The organism is Vibrio sp. 10N.247.310.23, from assembly GCF_041467155.1.
GTDB classification, from domain to species: domain Bacteria; phylum Pseudomonadota; class Gammaproteobacteria; order Enterobacterales; family Vibrionaceae; genus Vibrio; species Vibrio crassostreae_C.
In genome coordinates this window covers 157,070-169,287 of record NZ_JBFSTZ010000008.1, presented here as the reverse complement: position 1 = coordinate 169,287, position 12,218 = coordinate 157,070, and the positions used below count along the sequence as shown (strand labels likewise).

General features: G+C 44.5%; 9 protein-coding genes and 1 pseudogene. 3 read left to right on the top strand and 7 right to left on the bottom strand.

The genetic code is table 11. The features are described 5' to 3' along the window. Positions 1-316 precede the first annotated feature (316 nt). The gene (locus tag AB6D93_RS08550; protein WP_102332132.1) at positions 317-1,528 is read left to right on the top strand and encodes a DUF3103 domain-containing protein; all 1,212 of its coding nucleotides are present in this window, start codon (positions 317-319) and stop codon (positions 1,526-1,528) included. Between the two features lie 92 nt (positions 1,529-1,620). On the opposite strand, the gene AB6D93_RS08545 is transcribed toward AB6D93_RS08550, so the two are convergent. Next, complete coding sequence (locus AB6D93_RS08545; RefSeq protein ID WP_102332131.1) at positions 1,621-1,938, bottom strand: Dabb family protein; 318 nt, start codon at positions 1,936-1,938, stop codon at positions 1,621-1,623. 214 nt (positions 1,939-2,152) lie between these two features. Further along, positions 2,153-2,392 (bottom strand): hypothetical protein, encoded by a 240-nt coding sequence (locus AB6D93_RS08540; protein WP_017081013.1) that lies wholly within the window; start codon positions 2,390-2,392, stop codon positions 2,153-2,155. An 81-nt stretch (positions 2,393-2,473) separates the two neighbouring features. Here AB6D93_RS08540 and AB6D93_RS08535 point away from each other — a divergent pair. Next, positions 2,474-2,584, top strand: a pseudogene (locus AB6D93_RS08535) (LysR family transcriptional regulator); the annotation flags it as partial. Positions 2,585-2,743: 159 nt separating this feature from the next. On the opposite strand, the gene tnaA reads toward AB6D93_RS08535, so the two are convergent. From tnaA to AB6D93_RS08520, 3 genes are all read right to left on the bottom strand, one after another. After that, positions 2,744-4,216 (bottom strand): tryptophanase, encoded by a 1,473-nt coding sequence (gene tnaA, locus AB6D93_RS08530; RefSeq protein WP_102332130.1) that lies wholly within the window; start codon positions 4,214-4,216, stop codon positions 2,744-2,746. 755 nt (positions 4,217-4,971) lie between these two features. Next, a complete protein-coding gene (locus AB6D93_RS08525; protein WP_102332129.1) occupies positions 4,972-6,648 on the bottom strand; it encodes a GTPase family protein in 1,677 nt (558 codons plus the stop codon). Next, positions 6,635-7,750 (bottom strand): YcjF family protein, encoded by a 1,116-nt coding sequence (locus tag AB6D93_RS08520; protein ID WP_065584134.1) that lies wholly within the window; start codon positions 7,748-7,750, stop codon positions 6,635-6,637. Before AB6D93_RS08520 ends, AB6D93_RS08525 begins: the two co-directional genes overlap by 14 nt. Before the next feature lie 239 nt (positions 7,751-7,989). On the opposite strand from AB6D93_RS08520, the gene AB6D93_RS08515 reads away from it, so the two are divergent. Further along, complete coding sequence (locus tag AB6D93_RS08515) at positions 7,990-8,502, top strand: peptide-methionine (S)-S-oxide reductase (protein WP_017063632.1); 513 nt, start codon at positions 7,990-7,992, stop codon at positions 8,500-8,502. A gap of 166 nt (positions 8,503-8,668) precedes the next feature. Here AB6D93_RS08515 and AB6D93_RS08510 read toward each other — a convergent pair whose 3' ends face one another. Then, positions 8,669-10,285 carry a polysaccharide lyase 6 family protein gene (locus tag AB6D93_RS08510; protein ID WP_102332128.1) on the bottom strand — a complete coding sequence of 539 codons (1,617 nt, stop codon included), beginning with the start codon at positions 10,283-10,285 and terminating at the stop codon, positions 8,669-8,671. Between the two features lie 85 nt (positions 10,286-10,370). Further along, the gene (locus tag AB6D93_RS08505; RefSeq protein WP_017061461.1) at positions 10,371-12,143 is read right to left on the bottom strand and encodes a sodium:solute symporter family transporter; all 1,773 of its coding nucleotides are present in this window, start codon (positions 12,141-12,143) and stop codon (positions 10,371-10,373) included. Positions 12,144-12,218 lie beyond the last annotated feature (75 nt).

The following is a 12,218-nucleotide window of genomic DNA, read 5'->3' as shown; positions in this document are numbered from 1 at the left end:
AGCCTCTCAAACAAGTTGTAAAATCGAGAACTAGCGGTTAACCGCGAAATAAAAACCTACTCACTTTGAGTAGGTTTTTTTATGACACACCGTAGTAGCTAATAATATTGTAAGTTATTTACTGATAAGTTTATTAATTTATAAATATCAAGGTTACTTAGGCATTGTTTTATAAAAACAGTTTGAATTGAGATCCTGTGCTGCACAACGAAACAAAAATAACTGACTAACTTTTGAACACATTCACGTTACTGATAGGTTAATCCTTATAGGGCAAATGCTCTATTAATGATAAAAACTAAAATAAGGATTATTTATGAGACCATCTTTTCCTATCAGTATGGTGCTTGCAACGACAGTGGTTGGCTTCCAGTCTTATGCGCAAAATATTGAGACAACGGATTCATTAGGTATTGCAGAAAGTAGCGCAGCGCAAAAGCAATCTCTGGCGTTGCAAATCAGCGAGCGTTACTCCGATCTTGAGCTTTCATTGAAGGCTCAGATCTCAGAAAAGAACTTATCCGCGCCTGTAGATAAATTGAGCTCTACTCAGCCCTACTCTGCATTTTCAAGCAGGATGCAGAAAGCGGATCTTGGTTATCGCAAGATGAAAGGGATCAACGACTTCAGCGACTCTGTGTTAGAGGTTCGCATGGCTGATGAAGCGATGATCGAAGCTTGGAAGAATGGTGAAAACCCGCTGTTTGCATTTGAACCATCAGGCGATGATTCGAATTGGCAATATATTGAAGCGTATGACGTGTACGGACAGGTTCATGAACTAGATGTGTACCAAATGCCAGACGTCCCAGTGTTTGTGGTTGATAGTAACGGTGCTGAAGAGCTCAAAGCAGGCTTAATGGCAATGCAGGCAGAGATGCAAAAGCTGGGTACTACAACGCAAATCAATGCCGTTAGCGATACCAATGCCGACGAGAGTAAACCTCAAAAATCGTCTTTGATGAACAGGGCTCGTCGCTCGATGGCCTTGTCGGAACCTGAGCCGTTGAATACAACACAATTAACCAAAATCCGTTTAGCCGTCGACCAAGAACCTTGGATCTCTGGTAAAGCGGAAATCTACGCTATCGTGACGGGTGTCGATTCAAGTCGTTTAGAGCCCCAGATCGACCTCGTTGAGATGCCTTATCTGGACTACGACAAACAAACGTACTACCCGAACCAGACCGTCATCTTCTGGCCTCGCTACCGTTGGGGCGCTGCAGACATGATCTTAATGGAACATGATGATGGCACAGACTACAAAGCACTAGCAAAACTCTTAGTTCAAGCCGCAGAAGAGATACTGAAGATGATTCCTGATCCAGAAGTTCAAGGTTATGCGATCATCCCTCAGATCACAGGCAAGATTATCGACGTGATTCCTGATGGCGTATTAGTGAATGATGATGACTTCGTGGATGTGTACTACACCTTAATGCAGAACACGCCTTATGTAGACCGTCCGGGCGCAGGCGGAAATGCTGTCGCATCGTTTGCACCAGTCACGATTTCACCAACAGAGTAAGTCGTTTCTTATTTAGTTAGGGCTTAAACGCTAGGCCCTAACTCTTCATTATCGAAGGTAAGTCAAACACAACAGACCTACTCAGAACCTAATTACAGGGAGTAATCAAACACAATGATGTCTTCTAAAAGCGGACGAAACACATCTTTCAGCGCATTATGCTCAGGGTGCGGAAGGTAATTCTGGCGGCCTTCTTCATCGGCGAATGTCATTAACACCGAGTGGGTATAACCTTGATTCTTGTTTTCAGGGCTGTCATTTAATCCCCATTCTACTGAAGTGACCCCTTCAACCTTGTTTGGCATCACTTCAAACAGCATCTTTAGTTTTTGAACCTCTGAAGCCTCAGCGCTTTCTTTAAACTTAATCAGTAGAATATGACGAATCATTCCCGTTTCTTTTTGAGTCATTCCTTGTCCTTTCGAATCGTTCGCTTACTGGTTTGTAATGCTTAACCAACACCCAATAGCGATCTAAATTAGAGAACAACAAAATGCCACACGTTACACAACATGCCAAGGCTAGAACGCTAGAGTTTATAAAATACTCCACAACCCAATAACGAAAAATGCTGCACCCAAGGGCGCAGCATTTCTCATGACAATGGTAAGCACATCTTTAACGTTAATCACGACGACCTGTAAGCTGGATCGTTTGGTCTTGATCTACGTTCTTTTGGAATTGGATTCCGCCGTTAGACGCTTCATTTCTTCCTTCCAGTGTTAAGTCAGATTCAACACGCTCAGCCTTTACTTGATTACCTTCGCTTCTTGTCATGTCGATAGTCCCTGTATACGTACCGTCGGCAGCAAAAGCCGTGTTCATTGAAAGAGCCATTAAGCCTAGTGCGATTAACTTTTTCATACATCACCTCGTTGTATTTCTAATTCTTTGTTCGTTTGGTATCTGTGTTTTTGTTGGAGTAACTTTAACAATCGAACATGAACCATAGATGTGAGCTATGTGATGAGCTGCCGCCGCTCGCAAAAAGACGCACCTTTGAATCAGTGGTTATTCCAAATGTTGAAGTCTACCCTGAAAAACAAACAAGCGTAGTTCAACATCTAAAGGCCTAAATGATTACCGGGTTAACTGCTTAAAGGCTTAACCGCTTAGCTGCTTAACGACATAACTCCCCTACCATCCAAAAAAAGAAAAGGCTCCCGAGGGAGCCTTTGATTAGGGTTCTAGTGACTATTCGCTTATGTTTTTATTTTAAAATGCTTCTTCGAGCGTTTGTTCGTTCTTTTTTTCTGTTTGTTTCTCGCTGGTCTCTACCTCTTTCAAGCGCGCAGTGAAGTGTCTTAACACCGGCGGCTCGTAGGTAAAATCGAGCCCTTTCACTTGTCCTGCATTCTCTTTCACTTTTTCGAATGCTTCGATAATGAAGTCCATGTGTGTTTGTGTGTAGGTCGCGCGAGGAATGGTAAGGCGCAACAACTCAGCAGGACATGGGTGTTGTTCACCTGTTGCTGGGTCGCGTCCTTGCAGCAAAGACCCAATCTCAACCGCTCTGATACCCGCGACTTTATAGAGTTCGCACGCCAAAGCATGTGCGGGAAACTGACCAGCCGGGATATGAGGCAGCAATTTACCCGCATCGACAAACGCAGCATGACCGCCTGCTTGCTGGCACACGATGCCCATCGCTTCTAAGCCATCAACAAGGTATTGAACCTGGCCAATACGGTACTCCAACCAGTCTTGGCGCATACCGTCATACAGACCAACCGCAAGACGCTCCATTGCGCCGCCTTCTAAGCCACCATAGGTTGGGAAGCCTTCTTGCACCACACATAAGGTTCGACACTCTGTGTACACATCCATGAAAGAGTCGTCTTTAAAGCACAACAAGCCGCCCATTTGTACCATGGCATCTTTCTTGGCAGACATGGCTAAGCCATCCGCGTATTTGTAGGATTCACGCGTGATCTGTTCGATTGTCCAATCTTGATAACCCACTTCTCGTTGTTGAATGAAGTAGGCATTTTCAGCGTAGCGTGCCGAGTCCATGATCACAGGAATATCGTACTTCTGAGCGATTTCATACACGGCTTTTAGATTGGCGATAGACACTGGCTGTCCACCAGCAGAGTTACAAGTAATGGTGCTCACAATGTAGGGAACATTGGCTGCGCCCGCTTCTAAGATCGCTTCTTCCAGCTTCACCACATCGAAGTTGCCTTTGAAATCCGCGTTCACTGAGGTATCGAACGCTTCTTTGGTATAAACGTTCTTCGCCACACAGCAATTCACTTGGGTGTGGCCTTGTGTTGTATCGAAGAAGTAGTTCGACAAGGCGACCATTTTGCTGCGATCGAGCCCTTTCTCCATTTCACGCTTCTTAATAAGAACCGGAATGTAGATCTGCTCTGCACCGCGTCCTTGGTGTGTTGGAATCGTCAACTCGTAACCGAAGATATCCTTAACCGCATTCGACAATGCGTAGTAACTGCGGCTACCACTGTAAGCTTCATCACCCATTAACATCGCGGCTTGCATACGCTGAGTGATAGATCCTGTTCCGCTGTCTGTCAGTAAGTCGATAAACACATCATCACTGTCGAGCAAAAATGGGTTCATGCCCGCGTCGACAATGGCTTGTTCACGATAGGCGCGAGTTGTTCTTTTTACTGGCTCTACAACACGAATACGAAACGGTTCTGGTAGATGTTTGAAGTTTTCCATAATAATACCTTTCAATACATTCCGATCAGGTCGAAATGTATTTTCTTTAGATGTCACGAGTCCTCACTATTAAATTAATAGTTCCGCATAAAGATACACAGAAAATTAACAGTGAAAATAAACAAATTAAATAATGACTTATTAATCAAACCTAAACAGAGGCTAAGATAATTAGCGAGAACGACAAAAAACGAATACCCTACACGGAATAATAAGTGCGACATTCATGCGTTCAAAGGTTATCAAAGCACGCTGCTTTGCTGGCGCGTGACGCCTAGAGGGTACTACTCTGAAGAAAGGCGGAACGAGAGCTGGTGATCTAAGGTATACCAAGCTAACAAGGTTAGCCATGTTGTTGATTGCCATTTCAGATACATGTTCACAATATATCCCTACGTTGAAATCAAGATGATCCGAAATTTAAATATAGTGCAATTGTTTTATAAATACAGCTTAGAAAAGTATAAATGTGATCAACATTTAGAATGATAATTAAATACGATAGCATGTTATATAAACTGTGAATCACAGCCGTTTATATACTATTAAACTAGTTCAGCGAGTTACTTAATAATATCGGATCTCTTTTAAACTCAATACATCTCTAATAAGGGGCGAAGATGGCTGTTTTCTAAAAAGCTGTCTTCTAGAGAGCTACTGAGCTTAAAAAGCCAAACTCTAAAACTCGCCGATCTAAAAAAGATAAGCTCTGATGAGGCTCAAACCTCACCAGAACTGTATTCGCAGTGAATGACTTACTTCTTCTTCACGGCTTGCTTGATGGCCATTTCAGCCAGTTTTGGTGTCGCCGCTTTCAATGCGCTGGGTGCCACCTTCTTACCCACTTTGACTGCTTTATTCAGTTGGCCTTTAACCGACGAGCCTCTTTTCATGGCTTCTAAACGTTGGCGGTTTCTCTGAACGTTATTTGCGTCAGCGATACGCTCTATCAACGTCTGCCTTAAAGTATCTAAACCAAACTGTACCTTTTCTGGCGCAATCGCCAGCGGTAACACGATATCGGTTTGCAGCAATATATGATTGTATTCGAGCGCTTGAGCAATGATCTTCGCTTTGGTCGATGTTGGATTCTCTAAGTCATACGGTGGCTGCCAATCGTCTACAGGCTTTAATCTGTCTACCTGATTCACAACCGACACCACAATCGGTTTCTTGCGTGAGATGTTCTTAGGATCGTCATAGAAAGCATCAAATCTATCTTTCAATTGCTTATCCAAATCACGTGCAGACTGATTGGCTTTAAGCACCCATAGCACCACATCCGCTTGGGTCATCTCTTTCAGCATTAAGGCTTCGGTTTTAGGATTGCCATCAAGCCCCTGAAGATCAACAACGCGAACATCATTGTCGTCGACAAACGCGTTATACACCGTTGAAGTGTCGGTTGATGGCAGCACATCCACTTCTGCAACCAACTCTTGCTTGAGTGCATTGATAAGTGAAGATTTACCCGAACTGGTTTGTCCCACCAGCACGATTCGCACAGGCTCTAGCTCTGGAGCAAAGCGTTGTTCGTCGAGTTCAGAAACATCAGACACTTTAAGTGCCTCATCTTCAATGCTGAAACGTCCGCTGTAGAGGTCAATCGCCACCGCCGCAACTTCATCTAACAAGGCTTGTTTGGCGGCGTATTGCATGTCATCAACCACACCTCTTGTCATTGAAGATGTCGCTTGCTCTCTCCCTAAATCAGAAACAACTTTTAACGGGTTCAAATAGAGGTTTTTGAGGTGATTCCCCAAAATAGCGGCCTTAACGATCTTCTGCCCTAGCTCACCGTATTTATCGTAGGCTTCGTAGCCCGCCTTAATGTAAGAAACCTTGAGATACTCAATGCCCGGTATATGCTCTCGCACTACCAGTTTGTAGCGTCGGCTTACCTCTTCGAACAGCTTTAGCCCTTCAGGAATCGAGAAATCGAGCGATTTCTTATCAAACTTTTTCGCAACAAATTCAAGTACCTCTAAACCGGTTTGGTCTAGGTTACCCCACTCTATGTCGACCATTAATTGTTGGCGTACATGGTGTTTTGAATCATTCCAGATCGACAGTTCTTTTTGAGACCAATCAGCCGAAGCCTTAACCAATGCATCGTTGATATCAGCTTTTTTATGCTGTGATTCAGCTTCAGCAGTATCCTCGCTAAGGCCGCCACTCTCTTTATTCGAGAAAGACTCTTTATTTGAAGAGCGGCTTGAAGAACGGCTAGAAATGAATAAAGGAATGGTGAACACCAAGGTACTCACGGCAATGGCAATCGACATTTCGAGTAGATAACCGTATTTGATCGCCAAGAAGACACCAAAACCCATCATGATAATGCTTGGGAAGATCGCCGAAATCAGGGCAATGCCCCAGCGTCCGCTCGATAGCACCGCCAGTAATCGAAATAGGTTTCTAATTTTCTTCATAACCCGACGCCGCCTTTCCTTTTTTTAGAGATTCTTTGTAGATCTTCTGCATCTCTTGTTCAGACACTTCTTCACCTTTGTTCTTATGATAGAAGTAAAAACAAGCCGCGCGACCTAAACCATAAGAGGTGCCGAAACTCATTGCCGCTGCAGCCACCGCACCTACCGTTTGACCATAAACTGGAATCAGCTTTATCAACTGTCGAGTGCCCAGCTTCATTCCGTATTGCAAAGCAAAGCTGCTTCCCAGAGTGCCTATCAACTCACTAAAGACTCTCTTATTCCATTCGACCCCATATTGATTGGCCAAACTGTGAAGCATTTTGGCTTGAATCGCAGGTACCGACACCAAACCAACACCCGGAATCAGGTCACTCGCTGCGGCACTTCCTGCATACCAAAGCACTTCGTTTTCTACTTGATCAAAGTTGGCTTCTTCTTGCGTGGAATGTTCTTTGTCTTGCACCATCATTCCTATCACCGGAAGAATACTGCTCAGCTTTTCTAACAGGATGTCATAGTTGTAAACCGCTTCGCTGTTAGACATAGCGTTGTCATCCGTTTCGAAATCGACCGCTACCGATTCAAACTCTTTACCCCAAGCCTTCTCTACTTGGTTGGTGTTGAACTGAATTTGCCTTGCTCGATCTGGTTCACTGGAAGACAACACCGCCGTATGAAGCAGCAACAAGTGTTTAATCTTCTTCTGTTTCTTAATCTGTTTTAGAGCCGTAAGCACAGCGGATTGTTCAGGTTCGTCGGCTTTCATTACAACGACTAACGCATTACCTGCCTGACCAATCTCTTCCAAATCCTCTTTCGCATCGTAATTCGCTTCGCTGAGTCCTCTGGTATCAAGAAACCTCATCACGGGTTTGTCTTGCGGAAACTCATACGACATCGCCGTCATGGTACAAGGCGCAAAACCATTGCCCACTTCTACAGAAGAGTCGCCCGTGACCGCTTGAATAAACGATGACTTGCCCGCCCCCGTTTTGCCCAACAGCCACAATGTAGGAAGATGCTTGCGCTGATATTCATGAGCCTGAGTCAAGTCTGGGTTCTTGCTCGGATTAATGAAGTCTTTTATTTGATCAAACATGTTTAGAGTAACGCTCACTTGATGTTGAGATTCGAGTTGATGACAAAGCAATACTGACTTATATAATCACAAATCATATTAAACTTATGTTTGTTCAGTCGCACCGGTTTACAATGCCTAAACGCTTGTTTTTATTTGCGCGCTCATTTTTATAGACGCTTTTTTATACGTACGGGTATCATCGTATTGATTCGGGTACCTAACGAACATCAACAAACACAGAGAGCTCAAAGAGAAGTATGGAACAAATTTATTTAGCTGGCGGCTGCTTGTGGGGTGTACAAGAATTTATTAAGTACGTTCCTGGTGTTATCAGCACAGAAGCAGGCCGTGCTAATGGAAGCGCCCAGCCAACAGAGAACAAAACGACACAAAGCGACGGCACACAAAGCGATTACAATGGCTACGCGGAGTGCGTACAAATTGAATTTGATCCAAACATCACGTCAGTCACGATTTTGATGGAACACTTGTTTGAGATTATCGACCCTTACAGCTTGAATAAACAAGGTGTCGATGTCGGAGAGAAATACCGCACAGGTGTATACAGCACTAATGCAGAACACTTAACCGAAGCTAAGCACTATATTTCTTCAAGAGATGATGCCGACCGTATCGCTGTTGAGGTGTTGCCGTTGACCAATTATGTTGCCAGCGACGACATCCACCAGCATCACTTAAGTCACTTCCCTGAAGATCACCACTTATGTCATATCCCTTGGGATCTACTGCATAAGTATAAATCACAGTAGTCTCGACGTAAGATTGAGATGATCACGACCTAAGATCGATAAAGCCTCAACAGACATTATCTGTTGAGGCTTTTTAAGTGTTATGGTCAGGACAGCTATCGTGAATTGATTTGGTAGCTCAAGCCATTAACCTTTAGCCATTAGCCATTAGCCATTAACTAATAAATTACTTAGTCGTATTCTCAAGCACGTAGTCTGGACCCGCTGTTTCAGCTGTCACAACCGCAAGTTTAGACACGTCTGCGCCTTCACCTTGGTAAGCGTTAATGCCATTTTCTACAACGACTTTTGGTAGCTCAACCGAGTAGCCTTCGATCAGTTCAGAATCCGTTACTTGACCTACGTAAGTTTCGTCTGTGTAGGTTGCGCCAACTAATGGGAAGTCTTGCGTTGCACGTACACTTACAAACTCAGGTGACTGCGAGTTATCAACCACGTTGTGTTTGAACGCCACATCAACGCCCGCATAAATGCCTTCCACTTCTGCGTTGTCAAACAAACTTACACGGTGGCTTTGGTTGCCGTAAACAATACCCCACTCAGTATCAACTAGCGAGTTGTTCTCGATCGTGATGTTTTTCGGTGTCCACTGCTTATTAAGCTCTTTGCCTTTCACCGATTGATCTAGCTGCTCACCATTCGCTACGTCGATGATGCCCGTGTTAATAACAATGCCGCCACGTAGATCAGCGTTGCCTTCAATCACACCATCACGACCACGAGTGTTGGCAATGTAGTTATTGCGAATCACATGATCTTCATCGTAGATACGAATGCCGCCCGTTAGGCGCTTTCCATTGCCAAGAATCATGTTGTTCTCAACTGTGTTGCCTTTACCGTGGCGCAGTGAAATAAGAGCTGCACTTTGGAAGATCGTGTTGCCTGAGATCGTGTTGTCGCCCGACTTAATCGAGATAAGCTCACGCTCACCATCCATATCGATCATTAGGTTGTTCACGAACTTAGAACTTGAATCCCACTGTGAAGATTTAGAATCACCAATACGGATCGCTTCCCAGCTGTTGCCGTTGTAACGAATCGCTTCTTTAATGTCGAATTCGTTGAACTGGTTAGGCTTTTGGTCCATGAAGATGTTGTTTGCGATCAGGTGGTTGTCTGCTGTGTCATCTTTTTGCACACCAATCAAAGTGCCGCGTTTTTGCTTACCTTCGAAACGGTTGTTGATGACTTTGCCGTCTTTACCCCATAGAGAAACCCAAAGATACTTTGGATACTCAGAACGACGCTCGTCTGGCTCGTACGTGTAATCGTGGTTGAAGTAGTAGAATGTTGAGTTTTGAAGCGTATTGCCATTACCCATCATACGAACTGCGCCAAAGCGTTCGTTAGGACCGCCCTCAGTAAATACCAAGCCATCAAGCGTGATGTCATCACCTTTCAGTTCAAACTGAATCAAACCAGTGATCCACGCAGAACCTGCTTGCTCGGCCTTGATAGTGATGTCATTCGCCGTGATCGTCACTTGACCTAAGTTCGCGTATTTACCGGCAGGGATCACCAGTTCGTCGCCATCTTTTAGGTTTTCAAATTGTGCTTTAAGCGCAGCCACTTGCTCTTCCGAAGCAACGGCTAAAGTGTCGCCATCTACCTCTGTTAAGCGGTCACTGCTCAATAGGTAACTACGGTCAATTTCGCTAACAGCAGGCGTAGCTTGTTCAGCGACACTGACTACGGGTGCTGTTTTTTCTTGTGTTGTACAGCCTGTTGCAAAAGCGAGTGCGAACGCGCTAATAATGCTTACCGATAATAGTTTTTTGTTCATCGTACATCTCACATTAAAGTTTGGATTATAAAAATGACGACCACCCGTTCAGGTGGCCGTGATGTTATTTAGGATGCGTATTAAATTAGCCTTCGGCTGGAGTCACTTCGTCTTGTTGCTCGACTTTGTCATCGACTGCTTTAACAAGTAACAGACCAACAGAGAACACAATCAAGCCACACAGAACGAATACCATGCGTCCCCACATTGGGTTTGGCAGTACGAACATAGTCATTACGCCCACACCCGCTACCGCGATAAGTGAACCCAACATACGACGTTGCTTGTTATCCAGTTTCTTCTGTTCATTACTTTCAGCAACTAGTGGCGTCGCTAGGTTGTTGAAGAACTTGTCTACGTCTTTCTCACGGTGCTCAGCAAGAGGCTTGTAGAACAGTGTTGAAAGAACAAAGAAGCCAGCAGTAAATATGATGTGACCGATAAGGCCGATAGCCACTTTCAGGTCAGCCCACTCACGGCCAGTTAGTTCATTTAGACCGAACCAGTTTTGAATCATGTCCGCAGTGATAACGAAACCAACGAAGTAAGAAACCACACCACCTACAACTAGCGTGCCCCAACCTGCCCAATCCGGTGTTTTACGGATGAAGAAGCCACAGAATGCTGGAATTGTCATTGGGAAGCCGATCAATGCGCCCACGTACATCATGGTGTCGAAAAGGCTCAGACCTTTAAGAGAGTTGATGAACAGAGCAACCAAGATGATCGCGATACCGAAGAAGGTAGACGTTAGTTTAGAAACAACCATTAGCTCTTTCTCTGTCGCTTTAGGACGAAGAATCGGCTCGTAGAAGTTCTTAACGAAGATACCTGAGTTACGGTTTAGACCTGAGTCCATTGAAGACATTGTTGCTGCGAACATAGCGGCAATCAGAAGGCCAACCATACCTGCAGGCATGTATTCTTGAACGAAGTAAAGGTAAGCGAAGTCAGCGGCTTTGCTGCCAGCTTCTGGGTAAGCTGCTGCTAAATCAACACCTTGACCTGCCATGAACCAAGAAGGCATGAACCAGATGATTGGACCAAGCGTCATTAGTACACAAGCAAGTAGAGCTGCTTTACGTGCGTTATTTGAATCTTTCGCAGCAAGGTAGCGGTAAGAGTTAAGCATGTTGTTGGTGATGCTGAACTGCTTTAAGAAGATGAACACAGCCCAGATGCTGAAGATGCTCATGTAGTTCAGGTTATCACCCGTAATGAATGAATCTGTTGGGAAGTCGTTAACGATCTGCGTAACGCCGCCACCGTGGTAAATCGCAACCACAGCACACGTCACCGTTACCGCCATGATGATAACCATCTGCATAAAGTCAGATGCGATTACCGCCCAAGAGCCGCCTGTTACTGACATTACTAGTACAACCAGACCCGTTAGGACAATCGTCGTTGTCATATCAAAGCCGAAGATACCCGATGCGATGATTGCTAGACCATTCAACCAAATACCTGCAGAGATAACGCTGTTTGGCATACCAGACCAAGTAAATACTTGCTCATTCACCTTACCAAAACGCATACGAATCGCTTCAATTACCGTCACAACACGCAGTTGACGGAACTTCGGAGCGAAGTAAAGGTAGTTCATTAGGTAACCGAATGCGTTCGCGATGAAGATAATCGCTACGGCAAAGCCATCGGTAAAGGCTTTACCTGCTGCACCAGTAAATGTCCAAGCACTGAACTGGGTCATAAATGCGGTTGCACCTACCATCCACCACAGCATATTACCTCCCCCACGGAAGTAATCACTTGTCGTACTTGTAAACGTTCGAAACATCCACCCTATCGCAATTAAGAATAGGAAGTAGATGCCAACTATCAGGGTATTGAGTTCCATCGTTAGACCTTTTATTTATGTTTTTTTGTTGAGGTCACTATAAATAAATGGCAAGTATATTTGTACTACAATAAT

What these genes read in the sequence shown, in the direction of transcription:
- AB6D93_RS08550 (WP_102332132.1), top strand. Translation starts at nt 317, where the DNA reads ATGAGACCATCTTTTCCTATCAGTATGGTGCTTGCAACGACAGTGGTT.
- AB6D93_RS08545 (WP_102332131.1), bottom strand. Translation starts at nt 1,938, where the DNA reads ATGACTCAAAAAGAAACGGGAATGATTCGTCATATTCTACTGATTAAG.
- AB6D93_RS08540 (WP_017081013.1), bottom strand. Translation starts at nt 2,392, where the DNA reads ATGAAAAAGTTAATCGCACTAGGCTTAATGGCTCTTTCAATGAACACG.
- tnaA (WP_102332130.1), bottom strand. Translation starts at nt 4,216, where the DNA reads ATGGAAAACTTCAAACATCTACCAGAACCGTTTCGTATTCGTGTTGTA.
- AB6D93_RS08525 (WP_102332129.1), bottom strand. Translation starts at nt 6,648, where the DNA reads ATGAAGAAAATTAGAAACCTATTTCGATTACTGGCGGTGCTATCGAGC.
- AB6D93_RS08520 (WP_065584134.1), bottom strand. Translation starts at nt 7,750, where the DNA reads ATGTTTGATCAAATAAAAGACTTCATTAATCCGAGCAAGAACCCAGAC.
- AB6D93_RS08515 (WP_017063632.1), top strand. Translation starts at nt 7,990, where the DNA reads ATGGAACAAATTTATTTAGCTGGCGGCTGCTTGTGGGGTGTACAAGAA.
- AB6D93_RS08510 (WP_102332128.1), bottom strand. Translation starts at nt 10,285, where the DNA reads ATGAACAAAAAACTATTATCGGTAAGCATTATTAGCGCGTTCGCACTC.
- AB6D93_RS08505 (WP_017061461.1), bottom strand. Translation starts at nt 12,143, where the DNA reads ATGGAACTCAATACCCTGATAGTTGGCATCTACTTCCTATTCTTAATT.